This window comes from Priestia sp. TRN 1309 (genome assembly GCF_050846875.1).
GTDB classification, from domain to species: domain Bacteria; phylum Bacillota; class Bacilli; order Bacillales; family Bacillaceae_H; genus Priestia; species Priestia zanthoxyli.
Genome location: NZ_JBOZGM010000003.1, coordinates 528,153 through 552,189 on the forward strand (window position 1 = coordinate 528,153; position 24,037 = coordinate 552,189).

Annotated in this window: 25 protein-coding genes and 1 riboswitch; of the genes, 8 read left to right on the forward strand and 17 right to left on the reverse strand. The window is 38.9% G+C overall.

Annotated features, from left to right (window positions below):
* Nucleotides 1-70: 70 nt before the first annotated feature.
* Nucleotides 71-1,054 carry a zinc-binding dehydrogenase gene (locus ACRPLQ_RS14845; protein WP_033578159.1) on the reverse strand — a complete coding sequence of 328 codons (984 nt, stop codon included), beginning with the start codon at nt 1,052-1,054 and terminating at the stop codon, nt 71-73.
* A 163-nt stretch (nt 1,055-1,217) separates the two neighbouring features.
* Here ACRPLQ_RS14845 and ACRPLQ_RS14850 point away from each other — a divergent pair, with 163 nt between their 5' ends.
* Nucleotides 1,218-1,565 carry a winged helix-turn-helix transcriptional regulator gene (locus ACRPLQ_RS14850; RefSeq protein ID WP_014461394.1) on the forward strand — a complete coding sequence of 116 codons (348 nt, stop codon included), beginning with the start codon at nt 1,218-1,220 and terminating at the stop codon, nt 1,563-1,565.
* 213 nt (nt 1,566-1,778) lie between these two features.
* On the forward strand, nt 1,779-3,113 hold the full coding sequence (gene rpoN, locus ACRPLQ_RS14855; protein ID WP_034269640.1) for an RNA polymerase factor sigma-54: 1,335 nt from the start codon (nt 1,779-1,781) through the stop codon (nt 3,111-3,113).
* Nucleotides 3,114-3,171: 58 nt separating this feature from the next.
* On the opposite strand, the gene ACRPLQ_RS14860 is transcribed toward rpoN, so the two are convergent.
* The 3 genes from ACRPLQ_RS14860 to ACRPLQ_RS14870 form a co-directional block, all read right to left on the reverse strand.
* Nucleotides 3,172-4,023 (reverse strand): class I SAM-dependent methyltransferase, encoded by an 852-nt coding sequence (locus ACRPLQ_RS14860; RefSeq protein ID WP_033578158.1) that lies wholly within the window; start codon nt 4,021-4,023, stop codon nt 3,172-3,174.
* Nucleotides 4,024-4,120: 97 nt separating this feature from the next.
* Nucleotides 4,121-6,538 (reverse strand): YhgE/Pip domain-containing protein, encoded by a 2,418-nt coding sequence (locus ACRPLQ_RS14865; RefSeq protein ID WP_034269637.1) that lies wholly within the window; start codon nt 6,536-6,538, stop codon nt 4,121-4,123.
* Nucleotides 6,539-6,729: 191 nt separating this feature from the next.
* Complete coding sequence (locus ACRPLQ_RS14870) at nt 6,730-7,215, reverse strand: GNAT family N-acetyltransferase (RefSeq protein WP_013081920.1); 486 nt, start codon at nt 7,213-7,215, stop codon at nt 6,730-6,732.
* Between the two features lie 175 nt (nt 7,216-7,390).
* Here ACRPLQ_RS14870 and ACRPLQ_RS14875 point away from each other — a divergent pair, with 175 nt between their 5' ends.
* From ACRPLQ_RS14875 to ACRPLQ_RS14885, 3 genes are read left to right on the forward strand one after another with little or no spacing between them, the layout of a single operon-like run.
* Nucleotides 7,391-7,621, forward strand: coding sequence for a FeoA family protein (locus ACRPLQ_RS14875; protein ID WP_013055605.1), 231 nt, complete (start codon nt 7,391-7,393; stop codon nt 7,619-7,621).
* Nucleotides 7,618-9,588, forward strand: a complete 1,971-nt coding sequence (feoB, locus tag ACRPLQ_RS14880; RefSeq protein ID WP_034269633.1) for a ferrous iron transport protein B — start codon at nt 7,618-7,620, stop codon at nt 9,586-9,588. The genes ACRPLQ_RS14875 and feoB overlap by 4 nt, the downstream gene beginning before the upstream one ends.
* Nucleotides 9,589-9,603: 15 nt before the next feature.
* A complete protein-coding gene (locus ACRPLQ_RS14885) occupies nt 9,604-9,789 on the forward strand; it encodes a FeoB-associated Cys-rich membrane protein (protein ID WP_013081918.1) in 186 nt (61 codons plus the stop codon).
* Between the two features lie 43 nt (nt 9,790-9,832).
* On the opposite strand, the gene ACRPLQ_RS14890 is transcribed toward ACRPLQ_RS14885, so the two are convergent.
* Both ACRPLQ_RS14890 and ACRPLQ_RS14895 read right to left on the reverse strand, forming a co-directional pair.
* Nucleotides 9,833-10,156, reverse strand: coding sequence for a DUF3243 domain-containing protein (locus ACRPLQ_RS14890; protein WP_013081917.1), 324 nt, complete (start codon nt 10,154-10,156; stop codon nt 9,833-9,835).
* Nucleotides 10,157-10,172: 16 nt separating this feature from the next.
* Nucleotides 10,173-10,757, reverse strand: a complete 585-nt coding sequence (locus tag ACRPLQ_RS14895) for a hypothetical protein (RefSeq protein ID WP_033578155.1) — start codon at nt 10,755-10,757, stop codon at nt 10,173-10,175.
* A gap of 261 nt (nt 10,758-11,018) precedes the next feature.
* Between ACRPLQ_RS14895 and ACRPLQ_RS14900 the strand changes: the two genes are divergently transcribed.
* The 3 genes from ACRPLQ_RS14900 (at nt 11,019) to hxlB (ending at nt 12,850) form a co-directional block, all read left to right on the forward strand.
* Nucleotides 11,019-11,384, forward strand: coding sequence for a winged helix-turn-helix transcriptional regulator (locus ACRPLQ_RS14900; protein ID WP_028412158.1), 366 nt, complete (start codon nt 11,019-11,021; stop codon nt 11,382-11,384).
* 268 nt (nt 11,385-11,652) lie between these two features.
* The gene (hxlA, locus tag ACRPLQ_RS14905; protein ID WP_013055599.1) at nt 11,653-12,282 is read left to right on the forward strand and encodes a 3-hexulose-6-phosphate synthase; all 630 of its coding nucleotides are present in this window, start codon (nt 11,653-11,655) and stop codon (nt 12,280-12,282) included.
* 10 nt (nt 12,283-12,292) lie between these two features.
* The gene (gene hxlB, locus ACRPLQ_RS14910) at nt 12,293-12,850 is read left to right on the forward strand and encodes a 6-phospho-3-hexuloisomerase (protein ID WP_013055598.1); all 558 of its coding nucleotides are present in this window, start codon (nt 12,293-12,295) and stop codon (nt 12,848-12,850) included.
* A 113-nt stretch (nt 12,851-12,963) separates the two neighbouring features.
* Here hxlB and ACRPLQ_RS14915 read toward each other — a convergent pair whose 3' ends face one another.
* The 11 genes from ACRPLQ_RS14915 to ACRPLQ_RS14965 all read right to left on the reverse strand — a co-directional run bounded on the left by ACRPLQ_RS14915 (nt 12,964) and on the right by ACRPLQ_RS14965 (nt 23,961).
* Nucleotides 12,964-13,209: a ferredoxin gene (locus tag ACRPLQ_RS14915; protein ID WP_165635510.1), complete on the reverse strand. Its 246-nt coding sequence runs from the start codon at nt 13,207-13,209 to the stop codon at nt 12,964-12,966.
* 86 nt (nt 13,210-13,295) lie between these two features.
* On the reverse strand, nt 13,296-14,306 hold the full coding sequence (locus ACRPLQ_RS14920; RefSeq protein WP_328141770.1) for an ABC transporter substrate-binding protein: 1,011 nt from the start codon (nt 14,304-14,306) through the stop codon (nt 13,296-13,298).
* Nucleotides 14,303-15,046, reverse strand: coding sequence for an ABC transporter permease (locus ACRPLQ_RS14925; protein WP_028412155.1), 744 nt, complete (start codon nt 15,044-15,046; stop codon nt 14,303-14,305). Before ACRPLQ_RS14925 ends, ACRPLQ_RS14920 begins: the two co-directional genes overlap by 4 nt.
* A complete protein-coding gene (locus ACRPLQ_RS14930) occupies nt 15,043-15,807 on the reverse strand; it encodes an ABC transporter ATP-binding protein (protein WP_028412154.1) in 765 nt (254 codons plus the stop codon). Before ACRPLQ_RS14930 ends, ACRPLQ_RS14925 begins: the two co-directional genes overlap by 4 nt.
* On the reverse strand, nt 15,800-16,471 hold the full coding sequence (gene tenA / locus ACRPLQ_RS14935) for a thiaminase II (protein WP_028412153.1): 672 nt from the start codon (nt 16,469-16,471) through the stop codon (nt 15,800-15,802). The genes ACRPLQ_RS14930 and tenA overlap by 8 nt, the downstream gene beginning before the upstream one ends.
* 5 nt (nt 16,472-16,476) lie before the next feature.
* On the reverse strand, nt 16,477-17,754 hold the full coding sequence (locus ACRPLQ_RS14940) for an acetylornithine deacetylase (RefSeq protein ID WP_028412152.1): 1,278 nt from the start codon (nt 17,752-17,754) through the stop codon (nt 16,477-16,479).
* Between the two features lie 114 nt (nt 17,755-17,868).
* A riboswitch (TPP riboswitch) is annotated at nt 17,869-17,971 on the reverse strand.
* Nucleotides 17,972-18,193: 222 nt separating this feature from the next.
* Complete coding sequence (locus ACRPLQ_RS14945) at nt 18,194-19,204, reverse strand: MupG family TIM beta-alpha barrel fold protein (protein ID WP_047751584.1); 1,011 nt, start codon at nt 19,202-19,204, stop codon at nt 18,194-18,196.
* Entirely contained in the window at nt 19,201-20,562 is a 1,362-nt protein-coding gene (locus ACRPLQ_RS14950) for a PTS transporter subunit EIIC (RefSeq protein ID WP_033578151.1), read from the reverse strand. The genes ACRPLQ_RS14945 and ACRPLQ_RS14950 overlap by 4 nt, the downstream gene beginning before the upstream one ends.
* Nucleotides 20,563-20,652: 90 nt before the next feature.
* Nucleotides 20,653-21,507 (reverse strand): MurR/RpiR family transcriptional regulator, encoded by an 855-nt coding sequence (locus tag ACRPLQ_RS14955; protein ID WP_033578150.1) that lies wholly within the window; start codon nt 21,505-21,507, stop codon nt 20,653-20,655.
* 12 nt (nt 21,508-21,519) lie between these two features.
* Nucleotides 21,520-22,425: an N-acetylmuramic acid 6-phosphate etherase gene (gene murQ / locus ACRPLQ_RS14960; protein ID WP_432236143.1), complete on the reverse strand. Its 906-nt coding sequence runs from the start codon at nt 22,423-22,425 to the stop codon at nt 21,520-21,522.
* A gap of 156 nt (nt 22,426-22,581) precedes the next feature.
* Nucleotides 22,582-23,961: a DUF6612 family protein gene (locus ACRPLQ_RS14965; RefSeq protein ID WP_432236144.1), complete on the reverse strand. Its 1,380-nt coding sequence runs from the start codon at nt 23,959-23,961 to the stop codon at nt 22,582-22,584.
* Between the last annotated feature and the right edge of the window lie 76 nt (nt 23,962-24,037).

Sequence of the window (24,037 nt, forward strand, 5' to 3'; positions counted from 1 at the left end):
GAACTATTGATCAATAGTTCGTTTTTTACTTCAACTAAAATACTTTTTTCTCAAGCTCTTTTTCGCTCTATCATTTATCTATCACAGCTACAATTTTCCCTTTTACTCGACGAGTCGCCAGTTCATCTAAAGCTGCCGGCACTTCGTCTAGTGAAATGACTTTTTCCACAAGAGCATTCAGCTTATTTTCTTGTAAAAGCAAAAGCATTTTATTTCCCATCTCCGCAAGTTTTTGCTGTTCTTTTACGTTGTTAGACTGATGTACGCTTCCTAATGCAACTTGATGAAACGATAGTGGATGCGCAAACGAAATCGCATCATTTACATTAGGAGGTCCTGCGATAAATGCAATTTGACCATTAAAAGCAAGAGCCTTTACCGACTCGTCTGCATTGTTACGCCCGACTGTATCCAAGACTAAATCTACACCGAGTCCATCGGTAAGCTCCAGCACTTTTTTCACAAAATCTTCTTTACGGTAGTCGATTGCATAGTCAGCACCTAAACTTTTTACAAACTCATGATTGGCAGAAGATGCGGTTGTAAGCACTGTAAGACCTGCATTTTTAGCAAGCTGAATGGCAAACCCTCCAACCCCTCCAGCACCTGCGTGAATTAAAATCGTTTGTCCTTTTGAAGCGTTCATTTTGTGAAACAATGCTTGATATGCTGTATACCCCGCACATGGAATAGCTGCAGCGTCTTCAAATGAAACTCCTTGTGGAATAAGGGAAACCGTATGAGCTGTTGTCACTCCGTACTGTGCAAACCCGCCTTTTTTTGATAAATCGCTATGATATACAACGCGGTCTCCGATTTTGACAGTTGTGACTTCTTCTCCCACTTCCTCGACAACGCCAGCTGAATCAAGTCCTAATACGTGAGGGTATGTCCAACTGGGATTACCGCCGTTTCCTGTTTTATAATCTACAGGGTTCAAGGCAGTAGCTTTAATTTTAACTAAAATTTCACCTTTAGCTGGATGCGGCTTTTGGATATTTCCGACTTTCATCTCACTTACTTTCCCTTTGCCTTCTAGCAGTAAAGCTTTCATCAAGATCTCCCCTTTTACATTTCTTCCTTCAATTAAAAGTTCTTTTTCAGTATAATAAATACATGTTGTTTACAAAAGACGGCACTTTCATGTAACCAGGTACCTTCCCGGTAACCTAGGTCTATGGATATTAAATTATTATATCCATATTTCATATCTGTTTATGAATGGAGGATTAGCGGTGAAAGCACCCCACTATAATGTACCTGTTGAAGCAACACTTGAAGTAATCGGCGGGAAATGGAAAGTCGTTATTTTATGCCTCTTAAAAGAAGGCGAAAAACGTTTTAGCGAACTTCAGCGAGCTATGCCTGCTATTACTAAAAAAATGCTGTCTCAACAGCTAAAAGAATTAGAAAAAGACGGTGTAGTTAATAGAAAAGTATACAATGAAGTTCCTCCTAAAGTAGAGTACTCACTCAGTGAAGAAGGCGAAACCTTACGAGAAATTTTAAATATGATGTGCGCATGGGGAGATAGAAGAATGGGAAACACCCCAAATTGCAGCTAAGTTCTCCTAGCAGCTTTGTTAAAATAACCGAATAGCTGCTGGGAAGAGCTATTCGGTTGTTTTATCTATTTCCCTACTCTTTCTTATGAGTCGCCCTTGTGTAAGAACATCTGACAACACTATAGAATTCTTTCGCATTTTCATATATGATGATGTCGAACGATGCAGCCAGAATTGTCGAAATAAAACTCAAGAATGATAGGTGATTCAATGATGCAATTAGGTTTAGATTTATCTCAAAAACAACTATTAAAATTGGCCATGACACCTGAATTACGTCAGTCTATCAACATTTTAAATTATTCTACGGCCGATTTAGTTCATTATCTTCATGAGCAAGTCAATGAAAATCCTGTAATTAAACTGTCTGCTGGCGATTCTCAGCAAAAAAATTCATTTAACACTCGAGAACAGCGTTCATATTCAAAAGGTCACACCGATGACGAGTATAATCCGTTTAATTATATATCCGATCAAACTGTGACATTAGAGAGCCATTTATTAGAGCAGCTGTCTATGCTAAATCATTTACACTCACAGCAAAAACACATCGTTCAATTTCTAATTGGAAACTTAAATAAAAACGGCTTTTTAGCAATTGAACCAAAATTGGCAGCCGAACTGCTTAACGTTTCAATTGACGAAGTCAACGATATGATTCACGTTTTACAAAGCTTTGATCCAATCGGAGTGGGCGCTCAAAACTTTGTCGATTCACTGCTTATTCAAATTAAGGCCAAAAAGTCAAAGCCTCCTCTTTTATATGATGTGGTGAAACACGATATTGAAGATATTGCTAACAAAAAATATCGGAACATTTCAAAAAAATACTCTATTTCAATGCGCGAAGTACAAGAAATTGTTGACTGCTTGCGGACATTGAATCCTCGTCCAGCAGGAGATTTCTATGTTCCGCTTACGAAGTACATTTCGCCTGATGTAACGGTACAAAAAATAGACGGCCGCTATCATGTTATTCTTCATAGCGAGCTGCTTCCGCCCATCGAGATTAACAGCACCTACCAAAAACTGGTTCATCGCTCTGCATGCGTAACAACCGATCGATACGTACAGGAAAAAATCCATGAAGCTACTTGGCTAATTAATAGTATTGAGCAGCGTAATGCGACGATTTACAACGTGTCTAAAGCCATTGTGGAATATCAGCAAGATTTTTTTGAAATGGGTATTTCGGGGCTAAAGCCGCTTACCTTAAAAGATATTGCTCAAAAAGTAGACTGTCACGAATCAACGGTAAGCCGTGCAACTAACGGAAAGTATATTCAAACGCCGCGCGGACTGTTTGAACTAAAATACTTTTTCACTAATTCTTTAGAGAGAACCGATGGCGAACAAAGCAATTCTACCGCCTTTATAAAAGAGAAAATTAAAACATTAATTGCCGAAGAAAATAAATTAAAACCTCTTTCAGATCAAAAGCTCATGTCTCTTCTTTCCAGCGAAGGAATTCAAATTTCAAGAAGAACAGTAGCTAAATACCGTGAAGAAGCTGGAATTGAAAGTTCTTCTAAGCGGCGACGATTTTAATATTATTTATTCTAAATTACAGCTTTATCACTACTAAAAAGAACCCGTTGAATAAAAATCAACGGGTTCTTTTTATCGGTTTCCAATAAATAAAAGCCATATGATATTGATACGTATATTCATATGTGCCATTTATTTTCTTTACATGCTGTAAAATAATCTTCTCAGTTTCTAATTTGTCAACATCTTTCGAAAGCAGCTTTGTCGAGTTCTTCTTGATGAGATCTTCGTACGTCTCATACGTTACCGTTTTGGTTATAGGAACCAGCTTACAATCTGCGTAAATACCCAGTTCATATAAAATATTTAGTAAGTCAATATATTCCTTACGGCGCCATTTAATCTCGTACCCAAGTTTTCTATGTAACTCTACGTAATGAGGCTTTTCTGGACCCGCTGACATGCCGATAACCGCCAAACGATTAGCCGAATCATTCATATTTAAGAGACCATCGACAATATTATGCATACGATAAAAGCAGTTTATTCCTACTACCACGTCATAGTTATCTGTTAGACGCTCATACTCCCATTTACCTTCTATAAACTTTAGATTAGAGCGGGCATTTGATTGTTTTTGTAAGTAGCGGATGATGCTTGGCGAACAATCCATACACGTAAGTTCTTTTACATAATCCGCAATTGAAAACGTATAATTTCCCCAGCCAGGGCCAATTTCCATGACAGAGTCACTTGGATTCAAAAAAGCAAGAAGTTCTTGCTGAAGCTGTTTCACTACAGGATCGTTTTCTGAATCAAAAGACATTTTTTCTAGATATTGCTGCCAAAATTCATCTTCCGCTTTGTCATTTATCATCCGTTCCGATATTGAACCGTCCCATTCTTTCAGCCCTTCCTGCCACTTTTTCACACGATCACTTTCATACACCGCAAATTTTGTAAGCTGCATGCATTCACATTCCCCTCTTTTACACGTAAACCTATACTAACATAAAGAAAAAGAGAGTTCCTTTTTAAACTGGAACTCTCTTTTTCTATTAGTTAAATTAGGCTGCTGCCTCTTCCTCTGTGTGATGCTTCTCTTTTCTGGCATTGATATAAAACATTATCAATGAAAGAGTGATGAAGATTGCTGCAAAGATTCCAAGTACGCCAGCCTGATGCCATACATAGCCGAAATCATCACCAATTGAAATAATTTCACGGAAACCGCGAATTGCATAGGTCATAGGCAAGTATGGATTGATTGCCTGGAAGAATTCCGGCACAAGTGCTTTAGGGAATGTACCTGCACTGCCGCCAATTTGAAGCAGCAGAATAATAAAGGCTAAATACTGCCCTACTTTTCCTAACCCTGTTGTTAAGAACAAGATCAGTGTAAAGAACGTTACACCTGTAATCATGGTAAAGATATAGAAGTGCCAAATGCTTGTTACGTTTAAATGCAAGCCCCAAAGAAGAGCTGTAACAGCAATCGCTGCTTGCAGCATACCTACAATAGTGATGACACTAAACTTACTTAAGAACCACGAAATACCTGATGTCGGTCGAATTGATGGCTCTTTCATTGGGTACACCGCTGAAAACATTAATGTTCCCGCAAACAAGCCAATACATAAGATGTATGGAGCTAATCCGACACCGTACTTATCTACGTTATTTTGTTTATCTGATTTTAAATCCGTTGGATTTGAAAACATGCTGTATGTTTTATCATCTGCTTTAACATCTTTTGCATCTTTTGCACCATCCGCTAAAGATGAATGAAGCTCGCTTGTTCCATCTGATAATTTAGATGAACCGTCATATAGTTTGGATGAACCATTTGTTAACTCTTTAGAACCATTTGCTAATTTGGTTGCCCCGTTTTCTAGCTGCGTTAAACCATTTGCTAGCGCTGCGCTTCCTTGTTCAGATTTTTTAAGTCCATCCACAAGTTGCTGCTGTCCGTCAGCAAGCTTTCCAGCTCCTGTATGAGCGTCAGCTATACCGCTGTTTAGCTCTGCAAATTTGCTGTTGAACTGCTTTTCACCGTCTGCTAGCTTAACAGCACCGTTATATAATTGAGTTTGACCATTGTATAACTGAGTCTGTGCGTTGTATAACTGAGTTTGACCATTGTACAACTGATTTTGACCGTCAGCAATTTTATTAATGGCGCTTTGAATATCTTCTCCGCCTTTAGACAGCTTTTGAAGCGCTGCTGATAACTCTTGCACTTTATCTACTTTTGCTTTTAGCTGCTCTGCTTTTTGCTGCTGTTCATCCATAAACTGCTGAGACGTTAGCTTTTTAATTCCTGCAATCAGCGTTTGTTTTTGCTCATCGGGAATAGATTCGTTGCTGTTAATGCTGTCAATGAGAGCTTGCTGCTGCTGTTCAAACTCCGCCTTTTTTGAGTCTACCTGCTGTTTAATCTGAGTGATTTCCTGTTCCGCTTGATTAATTTGCTGCGTCACATTGCTCACTTCAGCATCTACTTGATTTAAGCCGCTTGTGAACTGCGGTAGTTTCCCTTGAAGTGTTTTTGTTCCTTCATTAAGTTGCTTTGTAGCATCTTGGAGTTTTTTGGTCCCACCTTGCAGTTTTTCAGTTCCGTCTTGTAGTTTTCCCAACCCAGTGCTAAGCTTCCCTGCACCTGTTTCAAGTTCTTTAGAAGCCGCATAAAGCTGTCCGCTTCCACTTTCTAGCTTCCCTAAACCGCTGTTTAGGCTGCCTAAGTTTTCATTAATTGTGTCCGCACCGTTTAGTAGCTTAGCTGCACCGGCATTTAGATCAGTTGCTCCTTTTCGTGCATCCGCTAATCCATTTGCCAATTTAGCTGTACCGTCTTCAAACGTAACCGTGCTGTCTGCTAGTTTCTTCATGTTATCTCGCAGCGTTTTCGAGCCATCTTCTAGCTCTCCTGCACCGTCACTTGCTTTTTGAAGACCGTCCGCTACTTGCTTAAAGCTGTCAAATACCGTTTCAGCATACTGCTTTGTGACTGCTTCTTTAATCTGATCATTGATTTTAGCTACTGCATTTGAGCTAATTTGAGCGCCTGAATAGTTCTTTCCGGCATTTGTATGGTAGATAAATTTCATTTTTTTAGGATTCTCATCCATTAATGTTGTTGCATTTTTAGAGAAATTCTTTGGAATTTCTAAAACTAGATAGTAGTCTTCGTTCTTTAAGCCTTCTAACGCTTTTTCTTTGTTCGTAAATTTCCAGTCAAATTTATCGTTTTTCTTTAAATCATCAACAAAATCACGACCAACATTCAATTTCTTTCCATCTAACGTAGCACCTTTATCTTCATTTACCACTGCAACTGGAATTTGATCTGTTTTTCCATATGGATCCCAGTAAGCAGATAAAAAGATGACATTATAAAGTAATGGAACAAATAACAATCCGCAAATCACAACAATAGTCATTGGTTTGGAAAAGATTTTTTTCCATTCTCCTTTAATCATATTCATGTTTTTTAGCCTCCAATAATCCTTACTTCCGCCTGACTGTTTGACCGAAAAACATTTTCGGTCATGAAGTTCTGATTAATGTTACCATATTCACAAGAATAAGGTCAATCGTTATTCTGTAATTAAAAGCTGATTTTAGCAGAAAGTTTAAAATCAGCTTTTTAAGATAACGTTCACACTAAATATCAGGCTTAAATCATGAGTTTCATTCGCATCGTTCTTAATAAATGCCCGTCAAATTCATCATCAAATTCATCCACAAGCTGGAAACCTTTTGATTGATAAAATGCACGGCCTATTCCGTTTTCCCTTTCTACGTTAATGTAAACGATTTTTAATTCCTTCGAGCGCTTCATTCCTTTTTCTAACAATTGCGAACCGATTCCTTTTCCTTGATAAGCAGGCAGTATATAGATAGATCCTAGTTCTATTTCCCCTCTGTTTTGTAGTCGGAAAAAGTTAGCGTATCCTACGATTTTCTCATCAATAGTTGCTACATAAATGAACGAATTACGCAAGCGCCACAGCAGCCTTTTATTGGAGTATGCTTCTGAAAGAAACCGATTCTGAACGCTTCTAGGAATAATTCCTTCATATGTATCATACCAACTCATCTTTGCGACGTATTGAACAGACGTAATATCTTCTTTTCTCATTTTGCGAATGATTACCTCCACTCACATCCCTCCTGACAATTTACTGCTAAAATCGTACATAATTTCACCTGAAAAATATAGTTATAAATATATATTTTTAATTGTAACGCTCTAGAAGCATTGATTGATTTTAGAACCTTATGTATAATCGAGATAGATACAAATTGAAAATGATTATCATTAACAGGAGTGCTGAATGATGAATTTAACTACCGTGAGTATTGGCGACAAAGTAAAAGTTAAAAACATTGAATTTTTAGATAGATCATTAGAACGCCGCCTTCTTTCTTTTGGAGTAAAAAAAGGCTGCGAACTATGTATGAAGCAAAAAACCATCTTAGGAGGACCTTGTATTATTGAATGTCAAGGTCAAATGATTAGCATCCGAAAACGCGATGCGGCCAAAATTGAGGTTGAGACAGCATGAGTACAATTGCACTTTTAGGAAATCCAAACACAGGAAAAACTTCTTTATTCAATATATTAACAGATTCCTATGAATACGTAGGAAACTGGAGCGGTGTAACCGTTGAAAAGAAAGTTGGATCTATTAAAAAGCAAAACAGCCAGCTGGTTGATTTGCCGGGTGTGTATGACTTTACTCCTCTTTCTTCAGATGAAGCAGTGGTAACTAACTTTTTGTTAACCGGAGAATTTAACAGTATGCTGAATATTGTAGACGCTTCTCAGTTTGAAAGAAGCATGCATCTCACTATTCAAGCATTGGAATATGGAAAGCCATTAGTAATCGGCTTAAATATGATTGATGTAGCGGAAAAACGCGGATTGACTTTTAATTTGGAGAAGCTTAGCAAATCATTACATATTCCGGTTTCAGCGATTGTTGCCCGTAATGGAAAAGGAATTAACGATCTGCTCTCTACTTTGAAGCAAGATTTAAAAGCCCCTTCATTTCAATTAAATTATGGGGAAACCGCTGAACAAGCAATTCATATGATTCAAACAAAAGCGGACGTCAGCAGATGGATGGCCATTCAGTTCTTAGCGGAAAATAGCGTAATCGAATCAACATTAAAAGAAAAAGCGAGTTACTCAGAGCTGCTTGAGCTGCGAAAAGCCGCTGCACAAAAAATAAACAAGCCGCTTAGTGAGCATTTCTTCGACGTGCGTACGACATTTATTGAACGCATTTCGAGCGAGTGTATCATAAAGGGCAGCGAAACACCTTTAACTTTCACGGATCGAATCGATCGAATTGTGACGCATAAGTGGCTTGGTCTCCCTATTTTTCTTGGCTTAATGTATTTGATTTTTAATATTACGTTTACGTGGATTGGCGTTCCGCTTTCTGATAAACTGGACGGCTTCTTTGGCGGAACGCTTAGTGAAGGCGCTGATTCTCTTTTAAATGCAGCTGGTGCTGCTCCATTTATTCACGATTTAATTGTGGATGGCATTATTGCAGGAGTAGGCGGCGTACTGGTATTTGTACCACAAATTTTTGTCCTGTTCTTTTTCATTTCACTGCTTGAAGATTCAGGATACATGGCTAGAATCGCTGTAGTAATGGATCGTATAATGGAATTTTTCGGTTTGAACGGAAAAGCATTTATTCCGATGATTATTAGCTTTGGATGTAACGTACCGGGGATTATGGCCGCGCGTACAATTGAACAGCGAAAAGAGCGCCTTATGACCATTTTAGTCAATCCATTTATGAGCTGCTCAGCACGTCTTCCTGTATACGCTTTGTTTGTAGGTGCTTTTTTTGTGCAAAACGGAGCAGCTGTGGTGTTTTCTATGTACTTGCTTGGCATTATTTTAGCACTTGTTGTAACGAAAATTTTATCAGTAACGCTTCTTAAAGACGAACAATCAACTTTTATTGTTGAACTTCCTCCTTACCGCGTACCTCAAGCCAAGACTCTTTGGAGAAGCACGTGGGAAAAAGGCCGAAATTTCGTCCGAAAAGCAGGTACGGTTATTTTAGCTGGCTCTGTATTTATCTGGCTATCATCTTACGCTGGCCCTGGCGGTTTTGGAGTAGATATGGAAAATAGCTTTATGGCTATTATTGGAGGTGCTATCGCTCCTCTATTTATCCCTTTAGGTTTTGCGACATGGCAAGCTGTAGCATCACTGATTACAGGCTTCCTAGCGAAAGAAGTGGTTGTTTCAACTATGAGCATCATTTATAAAGTACAAGAAGGACAGCTTGGCGACACAATGAAGACATTCTTTACACCGCTAACAGCCTATACGTTTATGGTGTTTGTTCTTCTTTATGTTCCGTGTCTAGCAACCGTCGCTGTTATTCGACGAGAAACCGGCTCATTAAAATGGACAGCATTTGCTGTGGCCTACCCTTTGGTTGTCGCTTATCTCGTAGCTTTGCTTGTACACACTATTGGAAAAGTACTTGGTTTTTCTTAAAAGGAGTGAATAACATTGATTATTAACATTTTAATTGGGGTTTTGATTTTTGGGTATGCCCTTTATCATATGACAAAATTCTTCCGCAAGAGTACTCAGGGAAAATGTGCAAGCTGCGCACAGCAATCTTCTTGTGCAACGGATGATTGCGGTATTGACTGGGATAAAACGATTCAAGAAGCTCAAAATCAATCATCTTAATACATTAAAAAAGCATCCTGATAGACGGGATGCTTTTTTAATGTTACGCAACTAGTTTTAAAATGAGATGAGAAAGGACTTCCTTTTCCTCTTCACTGCTGACTTTCCATAACTCATGAAGGACTTTTTCTTCTCGGTTTCGAGGCTCCTCATTTTTGGCTAAATAGCTAGCCACTTTTTTTGTAGCAGCTGCTAATTGTTCCTCATTTAACCCGAGCTTTTTACCGACATGAACTTTTTGAGTTAAATAATCAGTAAACGTATCAAAATTCTGCAAAATTGCTTCTTTTTTCTCCGTCCCTAAATTATCTACCGTTTCTTCAATTTTATTCATGTCTTTTGTAGTTCCTTCATTCATTTGACTCACAGTTAACATCTCCTTCTTAGTGAATAGACTGATATGTTCTTTCACGCTCAGATTCTGGTTTTTCGTCCGGCGTCATCTTTTCCTTACTTATTTCAGAAGTTGCATCTTTCACTTTTTCACCAATTTGCTGTAAATCACTTTTAGCATCTTCTACCGTTGATTTTGCATCATGCGTAACGCTTTTCACATCTTCTGCTTGCTTAAAGAAATCTTCATTTACACGCTCGTACAAATGTTTGGCATCATTAATTGCATCTTTTAAAAGATTCGATGCATTTTTCATTTGCTGCACCATTTTTTCTTTTGTTTCTTGAGGGTTCTCTTTTACTTGATTAATCATGTTTGCAGAAGAGTCCTTTAATGTAACGGCTCTTCTTTTAACAGATGAGCGAGTTTTATTATCAAGTAATGTTATACATCCACCTACAACTGCCCCGACAACAACACCTTTTACTAGCTTGCTGCTGTAGCTTTTCCCCGTGGTGCTAACAGCAGCAGTGCTATTAGCTGTCTGTGGATTGTTATTAATTCCTACATCGTTGTTGATGCCTGCGCTGTTGCTTAAAGCAGGGTTTTGTAATTCAGATCGGTTTCTTTCCATTTTTACTGCCTCCTTTAGCATCGTTATTGAGTGATTTCCCATCTTTTTTTATATTTAAACAATTGAATTCGTTAAAAATAAAAAACATGACTAAAGGCCACCTTTTATATCTCACTAGTCAAGAATAACTATATAGTAAAAAAAGCTAAATTTTTTAATGGAAAGATACAAGCCGGATTTTTGTAAAAGGATTGTCAGCACCGGTATAATAAGAAGTACTGTAAAAGAAATTTTATACTATTGGTCATAGGGGTGAAACAATTGAGCCAGCTTAATAAGGAATTTAACTGTGAAAAAGAATTAACGCTTGCTATTATCGGCGGAAAATGGAAGATGCTGATACTATGGCACTTAGGACGTGAAGGAACAAAACGGTTCGGGGAACTAAAATCGCTTATTCCTGATATTACGCCGCGCATGCTGGTTAACCAGCTGCGGGAACTGGAAGAAGATCTAATTGTTAACCGTAAAGTTTATCCTGTCGTACCACCTAAAGTCGAATACTCACTTACAAAAGAAGGAGAAAGTTTAATGCCTATTTTAACAGCCATGTACGATTGGGGTAAAAATTACCGTGATACAGTGCTGGTCAATCAAGAACAAAAGGCAGAAACGTTAATTAAATGATGGAAACGAATCCTTCTATTCCATAGTTTTTATTTTTTTATGCGGATGATATTACTCAATATCATCCGCATTTTTAATGAAAATTAAGCGGTTACAAGACTGATATGTCCATTAGTATACTTCTGTATACTATCATTCCCCACACTATTTGTGGGAAAAGTGCGTACTTTTAAGAACCTCAAACTGCGGGTACAATAACTACACCAGCTGCTTTTTATGTAAAAAGGCACAAAAGGTATCTATAGATTTCTGTAAGGAGTGGAGTAGAATGGAATTACAATTAGCATTAGATCTTGTTAATATTTCTCAAGCAAAAGAGGTAGTAAAAGAAGTTGAAGAACATATTGATATCGTGGAAATCGGTACACCTGTTGTAATCAATGAAGGGCTTCGCGCCGTTAAAGAAATTAAAGAAGCATTTCCTAATTTAAAAGTATTAGCTGACCTAAAAATCATGGATGCAGCTGGTTATGAAGTACAGCAAGCTTCTCAAGCTGGAGCAGACATCATTACCATCTTAGGTGTGGCTGAAGATATGTCAATTAAAGGTGCAGTTGAAGAAGCGAAAAAACAAGGTAAAAAAATTCTAGTCGATATGATTGGTGTAAAAGATATTAAAGGACGCGCAAAAGAGCTAGACGAATTTGGCGTTGACTATATCTGCGTACACACAGGATACGATCTTCAAGCAGTTGGTCAAAACTCTTTTGAAGATTTAGTAACAATCAAAAGCGTTGTAAAAAATGCAAAAACAGCCGTTGCTGGCGGCATTAAATTAGAATCTTTACCTGAAGTAGTAAAAGCACAGCCTGATCTTGTTATCGTTGGCGGAGGCATCACGAGCCAAGATGATAAAAAATCAGTTGCTTCTCAAATGAAAGAGCTTATTACAAATTAAGGAGCTTTCTATGCAGACGAGCGAACATTTAAAAACGGTTATGAATGAGCTTTTACAAACAACAGCTCTAATCGCTGACGATGAAGCTGAACAGCTTGTAAATGGCATCATCTCATCTAAAAAAGTGTTTGTCACAGGAGCAGGCCGTTCAGGTCTTATGGGCAAGTCGTTTGCTATGCGTATGATGCATATGGGCATTGATGCTTATGTCATTGGAGAAACCGTGACGTCCACTTTCACGCAGGATGATTTATTAATCATCGGATCAGGTTCTGGCGAAACGAAGAGCTTGATTCCTATTGCTCAAAAAGCAAAAGAACTTGGAGGAAAAGTTGGAGTAGTCACGATTTCCCCCGATTCCACGCTTGGCAAGCTGGCTGACTTCATCGTGAAGCTGCCCGGCGCTCCGAAGGATCAAGAACAAAGCAGTTATCAAACCGTACAGCCTATGGCGTCACTGTTTGAACAAACGCTTCTTCTTTTTTACGATGCGCTGATTCTTCGCTTCATGGAGAAGAAAGAACTTGATACTCATACGATGTACGGAAAGCATGCAAATTTAGAGTAGAAAAAGGTCTTGCCTAGGCAAGACCTTTTTTGTTTTGGAACTTTCTATATAACCAAATATTCACTTATCAGATAACTAAATGTACTTTATCATTATTTATTTTTTCAAAAGCCCTATTCGAATTTTGCTGCATCTCCATAAAACGGCTGCTCTGCAACTTTAATCGAGTCTGTTGGACACCCTTCGTACGCTTCCATCATCTCATCTTGCTGATGTTCAGGAACTTTTTTTGTTCCTTCGTTGTTATCTAATACGGCATAAGCAAGACCTTCTGAATCATAATCATAAAGATCTGGCGCACTCCCTCCACATGCTCCGCAAGCAATACATGTTTCCTTCTCTACTATCGTAAAAGCCATAAAAAAACCTCCTTGACCTTTTCACTTTCTCTTTCAGAAAGTTACGTTCAGTATAAGGAGGTTTTTTTAAATTCGTCTTAAATTATTTACTGAGATTCCCCAATATTCTCAAACATCTCAGCTACATTTGGCTTTTTCTTAATTAACCCTGACTCTTTTAACCAGTTAACATTTGATTGCCATGATTCTTTCGTTTGACTGCCAAATCCTTGTTCAGACTTCATTTTTGGAAGTAAGATATTCAAACTTTTTGTTTCCACATCTTTTTCAAGCGGGAAGTTTGATTTATCTTGATTATCTAACAAAATTTGAAGTGATTCTTTTGGATGTTTCTCCGTGTATTCATACCCTTTTGTCGCGGCACGCCAAAACGCTTTAATCGTATCAGAATCTTTTGCCCACGTTTGATCCCCTGTAACGGCCACTAGCTCGTAATAAGATGGCACGCCGTAATCTGACGGATCAATGTCAACAGTTTTGTATCCTTTTTTGTGAAGCAATGGTACTTCGTGGTTAATATACGCACCTATTACAGCATCTACTTTTTTGCTAATCAGCGATGAATTTAACTCAAACCCTACGTCTACTAGTTTTACTTTATTCGGATCTCCTCCATCGCTTTTCACCATTTTCTTTAGAACAGATTCACTTAATGGTGTTCCGCTGTATCCTACTACTTTTCCTTCTAAATCTTTAGGACGCTTAATACCGCTATCTTTCAATGCCACAACCCGGTTTAGCGGAGATCTTACAATCGCTCCTACCGACTTTACCGGCACATCTTCATTTGCTCGTGCCATTGCTACATCAGGCTGATAGTAAAGGCCAAGCGTGACTTTCCCTGCAGCTGCTAAATTAAGCGAGTCTGTTGGATTAGCAGGAAATTGTACTTTTACATTCAGCCCTTCTTTTTTGAAATATCCTTTTTCTTGTGCAGCGTAAATGAAGCTGTGCACTGCATTTGGATACCAATCAAGCATAATTGTAACGTCTTTTAATTTTTTACTGTCACCAGCTTTATTTTCCTTGTCCTGACCGCAAGCAGCGAGCATCAAAACAAGCAGCAGGCTTAAGCTAATCGCAAACCATTTTTTCATTCTGTTTTCCTCCACTTTAATGAACGTTTTTCGAAACCTACTACAATAATAAAAAATAAAATACCGAGCGCGGATAAAATCACAATTGGTGCAAATACACCAGCTGCATCAAACTGTGTCATCATGCGACGACTGAAATATCCTAAGCCTGCTTGCGCACCCAACCATTCCCCAATGGCAGCACCTATTATACTAAAGGTAACCGCTACTTTGAGTCCCGAATAAAAATGAGGCAGTGCAGAAGGAATGTTCAACTTAAAGAAAATATCTTTTTTTGTTGCTCCCATCGTTAACATGAGTTCTTTTAACTCTTTGTTTGTAGAACGAAGCCCGTCAAATGTGCTAACGGTAATGGGGAAAAACGTAATTAATACGGTCACAATCACTTTGCTCCAAATGGAGTAGCCAAACCACAGCACAAATACAGGAGCAATGGCAATGGTCGGAATCATTTGTGACGCAATAATAAGCGGATAAAAAGCACGCTCAATAAGCGGACTCCAATTCATCCACACAGCCAGCAGAACCCCTAGCACAACGGATATTACAAGCCCAATTACGACAATAGATAACGTAGCTGGTAAATGCTTAAACAATAAATCCATTCGCAGCTCCCAAAGCTTCGTTAAAATACCGCTGGGCGTTGGTAAAATAAACGGATAGTTTACAATGCGTGCTCCAATTTCCCAAGCAGCCAGCAAAATGACTACTAAAATCACTGAAGCCCCGTACTTTTTCATGTGTTCACCTTCGATCTTAGCTGTTCAATTAAATAATCTTTCACATCAAGCACTCGCTGTTGATTCAGATCTTTTTGCGTTCGAGGTCTGCTAAGCGGCACTTGAATTTCTTCAAGACAACTTACTGGCTTGTCTGAAAAGATAAAAATGCGATCTGATAAAAAAAGCGCTTCATTGACGTCATGAGTGATAAATAAGATGCTATGCTTACGCTTTTGCCATTGGTCAAGCAGCCATTCCTGCATCGATAAACGTGTGATTGCATCAAGTGCACTAAAAGGCTCATCTAAAAGCAGTACGTTAGAACCGCTTAATACCGTCCGAAGAAAAGAAACGCGCTGCTTCATCCCTCCGGATAAATCACTTGGAAAACGGTTTTCATACCCTTTTAGGCCAAACTCTTCAAGCAGCTGAGACACTTGCTTATGAGCACTTGCTTTTGATACATTGTGAAGCTCAAGAGGCAGTGCTGCATTGTCTAGAATCGTACGCCACGGAAGCAGCAAATCTTGCTGCGGCATATAGCCTACTTTTCCTAGTCGCTTTTCATAAGACTTTCCGTTAATCACGATATCGCCTTCACTCTGCTGTTCAAGACCTGTAATGAGACGAAACAACGTACTTTTCCCAGAGCCGCTCGCTCCAACGATACTGACAAACTCGCCTTCTTTCACATCTAAGTTTAATGATTTTAAAATCGCTTGATCACCGTTCTTGTACGTAAAACTGACGTTTTGAAAAGATAACACAGACCTATTCATGAATTGGCCACATCGCTTCGTTATAAGCCATATCCCAGAACATATACTCAAAACGCGTCGTATTCAAGAAAATTTCTTCAAGCTTTTCTAATTCCACTTCTGATTTATCTTCAGTAAGTGAGTCAAATAAATTGATACACCATGTCGCCAGTTCTCCAAATTCTTCTGAGCTGTACATTTCAATCCACTCACGGTAAAACTCATTGTTAGCTCCAGGCTTTTCACTAAGTTCTTTTCCTATTTCCCAGTAGCTCCACATACAAGGCAAAAGAGCGGCTACTAATTCAGCTAATGTTCCACTTTGACCAACGTGCAGCATATAGTGCGTGTATGCAAGCGTTGTAGGAGATGGCTGCGCTTTTTCTAATTCTTTTTCGCTGATTTCAAATTTCTTGGCATACTCACGGTGCAGACTCATTTCTTCGTTTAATGTAGAATCTAAAAGGGCTGCAAATTTCCCCATCGTTTGAAGATCGGTAGCTTTCATGGCTCCAATCGCAAATAATTTGGCATAATCAATTAGGTAAAGGTAATCTTGAATCATGTAGAAGCGAAACTTCTCCTTTTCAAGCGTTCCATCTCCCATCCCCTGTACGAAGGGATGATTATGATTTTGACGCCAAATAGGCTGCAGCTTTTCGTATAATCGTTCACTAAATTTCATGATGATCACTCCTTATGCGTATGCAGCCACGTATAAATGAACTGCACTATCACTTTTGTATATTGAACAAGCTGATTAATATCTAATTGTTCGTTCACAGCATGTGCATTTGCTAAATTTCCCGGACCGTAAATAGCGGCGGGAATTCCCGCATCAGCTAGCCATCCCCCGTCTGTTACGCTAGTTGACACATCAATTGGAGGTTTTTTCCCTTCCATTTGTTCATGAGTATTTGCAAGCAGCTGCACTCCTGCATGATTTTCATCAATTTCTAATGACGGAAAGATTTCTCCTCTGTCTTCAATCATTGATGTGCCTCCCCATTCAAAGGTTGGCAGATTATCTTTTAACCATGGATCTGCTTTTGCAATAGCTATAATATATTCTTCCACTTCTTTTGATACTTGGTCGTACGATTCATTAGGATAATAGTGAACGGTGATCCACAGCCTGCATTCATCTGCAATAAAAGCAGCATGTCTTCCGCCTTCGATTACTGCTGGATTAATCGTATTTGTCCCTGGCAAAAATCCTGGATAGCTCTTTGTAACAGCCCAGTGACGCTCCAATTCTTGTAGCCCTCCGATCACTTTTGCCATCTTTTCAATAGCGCTTGCGGCTAACAGCCCTCCTCCAGCATGAATCATACTTCGGCGTGTACCGTCATGATAGGTTTTACTGCTTTTTATCGTAATCCATCCCGTGATCACTCCGCCTTGACCTTGAATATGTAAATCACTTGTATCGACTACAAGCGCAAAATCAGCTGTATACCCTTTCTGACAGCATTGCAGCGTACCTGCCTCTCCTACTTCTTCTCCTACAACGGATTCAAAAATCAAGTCTCCTGGCAGCTCGATTCCTGCTTCTGTTAAAAGCTGAACTGCAAATAATGCTCCCGCCAAACCGCCTTTCATATCAGCAACTCCGCGTCCAATTATCATATTGTCTTTCACAACAGCTTCAAACGGATTGGTTTCCCAATTTTCATTTTCTTGTACCTCAGCAACATCCATATGGCCGTTAATAATCAAGCTTTGATAGTCAGCCGATTTTTGTCCTTTTAACGTTCCCACTACGATAGGGTCGTTAGAATATAAGTCCCACATATCAATGGAAAAACCGCAGTTTTTAAGAAAATCCGCTACGTACAGCTGCGCTTCATGAGAATTTCGTGCAGGAGGCGCTGGCGTTTTATACGAAACAAGCGTTGTTAATAACTGGATTAACTCTCCTTTGCGCTCCTCTACCTGTTTGACAAGCAAATCAATTGTTTCTTTCATGTATGACACCTTCCTTTACGCATAAAAAAACACTTCTTTCGCAGGAAAGAAGTGTTTTTGTTTATGTACACAAAATTATTATAACGAGTTCGTAAGGAAATCCCATACAAAACATCCATTACAATACCTCTTTCCTACGCTAGTATTACCTAGTTCAGGTTATAAGGGTTAAGACTTATCGTCTCTCTCAGCTTCGAAAGCACCCCTAGTGGTGTTGTATCTCTATGAAATTAATCTATTATCATATGTTTACCTGTAATAGTTTTATCATAGTAAAGCGTTTTATTCAATAGAAAGGTTCATGATATGGTAATGAAAATAGTTTCCTTTTTAGTAGTAAAAGAAAAAGCACACACCTTTTTCATGCAGTGTGTGCTCTTTGTTTTTGTGACATTACTAGTTAGCTATTGGCTTCTTTAAAAATACACCGTTTTTTCCTTCAGACAGTAATAAGCTCAAGCTTTTGCCCCGGTCTCACTAATGAAAGCAGCTCATGATCTTCTTCTATTACATACCCAATCACATTCACATTAGCATTTGCAGACAAATTCCTTTTAGCTATTTGAACCTCTCCTCTGTAACGTCCGTAGCCATCATTGTCCATTGTAATTGCTCCGATTCTGCGTTCTACTGTATGAAATGGCAGCACTGGTTTTACAGATCGTGTATCAACCAAACGCAGAACGTCTCTTGATACATCCGGACGCACGCTGTACGTTCCCTGTATATGAGGTGAACGAATGCGTAGCGGAATAATGCGGTTTTCTTGATATTGAACTAAACGTTTTAATAAATTTGAACTGGCGTATGGATCTCCAATATAAACCTCCGTTACTCCGCATCCGTATAAATCTACTGCAGAGGTAAAAGGACATTTATTACGGTCTTTTTCTCTAGTAGGAAGTCCTTGATAAATAGGTCCTCTCTTTTCGCCTTCTCCAGGAATATAAGCACAAACTGGAATACGAAGTTCATTAAATAAATCTGTTTGCTGTTGAAAAAACGTTTCTTCAAGCCCTGTTTCAGGCCGCGGATAAAAATTATGCCAAGCAAGCAGCTGATGATGATGAAGGCCTGCAGATAATAGCGCTTCTATTTCTAGTTTTGACACTGTACTTGCATTAAGGGCAATATAAAACTCATCCGCAAGTAAAATCGTTTCTTCTACGCTAAAGCCATCGTCTAGTCTAATACCTGATACGCCAAGTGAAGATAGAGTCATAAGGCTTTCGATACCTAAATGAACCGGTGTATGCTTAGATACATCTGCATACACGCTTATTCCACAATCTCTAGCCACATGAAGCAATTCTTTTGCCCGTTCAGCCAAATCTCCTTTTTCCTCTGGAATGTGAAGTGAAGTGAATGCGCGTGTAACGCCGCATTCACTCGCTTCTACTAATCTTTGTTTGGCATCTCTATCGTTCAAATAAAATGAAATGCCAATCATTCAAACTCCCTCGCCATTTCATCGTTAAATCCAAAGAAATAGGTACAAATAAAGCCTGCTGCGTAAGCAATAACTAATCCAAGTAAATAAAGAAGAATTTGATGCGCATGAACTAAAAACGTAAGCGGCAAACCCGATACTCCCACTGCTACAGTTGCAATATGGAAGTGCGCCTGAAACGCTCCGCCGATTCCAGCTCCAAGACAAGCGGTTAAAAATGGACGCCCTAAAGGAAGTGTGACTCCAAAAATAAGCGGCTCTCCGATTCCCAGCAGCCCTGAAGGAAGTGCGCCTCCAATTGCTCGCTTTAAGCGTTTTTTCTTTGTTTTGATATAAATAGCAAAAGCTGCACCAACCTGACCGGCTCCGCCCATTGCTAGTATAGGAAGAAGCGGATCATCTCCAATCGAATTAATAAGCTCTAAATGGACCGGAGTAAGACCTTGATGCAGTCCTGTAATAACGAGCGGCAAAAACGTTGCCCCTAAAACAAAGCCTGCTACAACTCCTCCAACCTCTAAAACTCCTAAAAGACCTTTTGTGATTCCATCTGAAATGAAGCCGCCGATTGGCATGAATACCACATACGTAATAATTCCTGTAATTAACACCGTAACGGTTGGTGTAATAATAATATCCAGTGACTGTGGGACAAATTTACGTACTCGTTTTTCTAACACGGCCATAAAGATTGCTGCAAGCAGCACTCCTATTAAGCCCCCACGCCCCGGCAAAAGTGCTTCACCAAAAAGTTTAATATCAGCTACGGCAGGATTAATGACTAAAATGCCCGCTAAGCCTCCTAGAGCTGGCGAACCACCAAATTCTTTTGCTGCATTAATACCTACTAAAATACCCAGATAGGCAAATAAACCGCTTCCGATAACGGTTAAAAGAATAGCAATCTGTGAATCTGCCGGAAGCCACTTCGCCTGCACAGCTGCTTTTGTCACTCCGGTAATAAGTCCAGATGCTACAAGAGCAGGTATCAACGGAATAAAAATACTTGCAATTCGGCGAAGCAACAGCTTAAACGGAGTTGCATTTTTTTCTTTCAGCTCCGATTTCCGCTGTGCTGCACGATCTTCTAAGTTAATACCGCCGGATTCATCAATTAACTTTCCAAATTCTTCTGTTACTTTGTTCACTTTGCCCGGCCCAATAATGATTTGCAGCGTTTCTTCTTCCACTAATCCGAGCACGCCTTCAAGTTTTCGTATATCTGCCTTTTTAACAATTGAATCATCTTTTATAGTCACACGCAGCCGCGTCATACAATGCGTATACGCTTCAATATTAGATGCTCCCCCAAGCATCTCCAAAACAGCCTTTGCTAATTGATGATTATCTAAAGACATGTTAATCCCCCTTTGTATTTTCCTCTTAGATGGATACGCCACTGAGGAAACAGACCACAAAATCCCCTTTTTTGTAATCGTTTTCTTTTTTTATTTCTTATCTTTCAAAAACTGAATGGCATCTCTTGTTTTGTCAATATACTCAATCGTCTGGTCGTACTGCTGCGCTGCAATACTTAAAAATAAAACATCAATCACATAAAGCTGGGCTAAACGAGACGATGTTGCTGCGCTTCGAAACGGCGCTTCTTGAGAATAAGACGTATACAAACAAATATCTGCTAAAGACGAAACGGTAGACTGTCCGTACTTAGTTAAGCTAATCGTCTTTACTCCGCGATTTTTAGCTAAAGATAAGACGTTGCTTACTTCAGGAGTCTCTCCTGAAAAAGAAATACCCACAACTACATCGTCTTTACTTGCATTTGCGATGAGTGTAGCTGCTAAATGGCTATCCGCAAAAGCCGTCGCATTTTTATTAATTCGAAGAAATTTTTGCTGCGCATCTATAGCAATAATATGTGAAGCACCAATTCCGAAAAAATGAATGTTTTTTGCTCCAATCAGCGCCAAAACAGCCCGCTCTACTTCTTTATAATTCACAAGCTCAGCCGTATCACTTAGACTTTGAATGCTGTTGCTTGCCGTTTTTTTGACAATAGATTGAATTGTTTCATTTGTTTCAATATCACGGTATCCTTGTTCTGTATCTTTAGCTAAATCACCGGCTACTCTAACCTTTAATTCTTGAAAGCCGCTAACCCCGATAGATTTACACAAACGAATAACAGCAGCACTGCTCGCATTCGCTAGTCTTCCTAGTTCCCCAGCCGTACTGTTTACCACAGTATGCGGGTTGTTTAAAATATATTCAGCAATTTTCCGCTCCGAATCTGGAAGCTTAGCCACCGTGTTTTTAATCATTGTTAATCCGCCTGTTGACATCGTTTCTCTCCTTTATACGTAATGTTCAATCGCTTTTCTCACATACCCCCCCGCATTATTCAGTAACATCTTTGCGGTGTCGTAATTTTCATTTGTTTTGATCATAACCACTGCTGTTTTTACCTCATTATTTGCTTCTTCAAGCGTTTGACTTGCTCGCTCGTAAGAAACACCTGTAATTTTACAAATAATACCTATCGCTCGTTCCTTAAGCTTTTCATTACTCACATGAACATCTATCATTAAATTTTCATATGCTTTTCCTACTTTAATCATGGCCGCGGTAGAAATCATGTTGAGAATCATTTTATGAGCGCTTGCTGCTTTTAACCTTGTGGAACCTGTTAGCACTTCTGGACCTGCTACTACCTCGATGCTATGATCTGCTTCTTTTCCAATAAGTGAATTACCATTGCAAGACAGCGCCACTGTTTTAGCTTTTACAGATTTTGCATATTTCAATGCACCAATCACATAAGGCGTACGTCCGCTTGCAGCAATTCCAATGACTGTGTCTCGTTCATTTAAATGTATTTTTTGTAAATCTGCTGCTCCCAATTCTTCTTTATCTTCTGCACCTTCAACTGCTTTCACAAATGCTTTTTCTCCTCCAGCCATCAGTCCCTGTACCTGATTGGGATTGGTACTGAAAGTAGGCGGGCATTCAACAGCATCCAATACTCCCAGCCGTCCGCTTGTTCCTGCTCCGACATAAATAAGCCGCCCTTCCTTTTGAAACGATTCGCTTACAAACTCAACTGCTACCTCTACGTCTGGAAGTACCTCTTGCACAGCCAGCGCCACTTTTTGATCTTCTTTATTCATTACGTTTAAAATTTCTTTTGTACTAGCCGTATCTATCTTCATGGTCTGCTCGTTTTGAGACTCTGTTGTTAATAACGTAAGCTGTTCATTCATCTTTTCGGCCCCTTTTTCATCATGTAGTGAAGTTATGGTTATTATAATTCGTTTAAAATATAATTTCAATAATTTATTTTATTTTTTGAAATTATATTTTAAAACAACATAAAAAAAGATTTCAGGCATATAGCTGAAATCCTTTTTTATGTCTATTTATGATTGTTGAGCAAATGTTAACAGATACTCATCTTGCATTAAAACTTCGTAATCTTTTTCACCATTTCTTACGACGTGTACAGGGACTGTTTTTGCCGGAAGTAATTCAACTGGCTCACGATAGCGTTTTGCTACTCCGTCAATAAGTTCGTTTACTAACTGCTCGTTACTCAGCTCACCCGCCTGATATTTTTCTGCAAGTGGTGTCATGACTTCCGCTAATACACTTGCATCGTTAAATCCTTGAATTTCGACTTGTACGACGTACGCATCATCTTCAGCACTATACGCTGCATCTTTAATGGTATATTTTGTAGATGAAAGAGCTTTTAGAAAAGCGCTGCTTACTTCGTTTAACTGCTCATCGGTTATATTTGAGCTCAATGATGATAAAGCCCCTTTAAAATTCGTTTCAAAAAACTCTACAAACGAACTCTTTTGGAACTCCCCTTTTTCTTTTACCTGTTTCTTATCTTGCTGATTCGGATGTTTAGCAACAAATTGATCTGTATTTTGATAAACAGTGGCTTGAATTAAAGCATCCACGTATTGTCCCGCTTCCTTGGCATAGGCAGCCTGCTTTTCTTTACTTGGCGTTTCGGTGCTGCTACCATTAGAAGCAGCAGCGGCTTTTGCTTCCACTTTTGGTTTTGTTACATTGTCTAATTGGTTATATGTATACGTATACGTTTGCTTAGACTTTGAGTTTTCTGTTTTTCCGTCTACTTTAACTGAATACGACTGATTTTTTACTACTTTCTTTATTTGCTTCGTTTCTTTATCAATTGTCACAATAAGCGAAAAATCTTTTCCTTTAATTTGGTCAAGGTCTACAGCAGTATCGCTGCCTTGATTTGTTATTTTATAATAAGCTTTAGCATCACCTGCTACAATTTTTTGCTTTTTGTCTTTGTCTCCGTTAAATGTTAATACATACTCTTTGTCTTTTTCGGTGACGTCAAATTCATTTGGAAGATTTTTATCATATTTTTGGTAGTAGCGTATTGGATTTTGTTGAAGCTCCCTAGCGTTATTAATTAAAGCCTTAACGTACTTTTTTTCTTCTCCCTGTACTTTTGTGCTTTCTTCTCCAGCCACAGCTAACGTTTCATCACCGTCATGATACATCTTCAATTCTTCGCCGTTCATTTTTGTGTTAATGTAACCTGCTTTACTTTTAAAATCAAACTCTTGTACTCCGTTGACTTTGTAATCAGACGATCCTTCTTCTTTCCCATTGACTTTCACTTGAACATTTTTCACCTTTTCTTGTGCTTCTTTCACGTCACCCGTTAATTCCTCTGAAGACGGCATCCCACATGCCGAAAGCAATAGAGCGAATGATAGTGCTAAGCCGGTATTTATTATTTTTTTCATCTAAGAAACTCCTTTTTAAATATTTTTCCAAAAATAAGAATCTATGTACTTAGTAAATACACATTTTTACCATTTG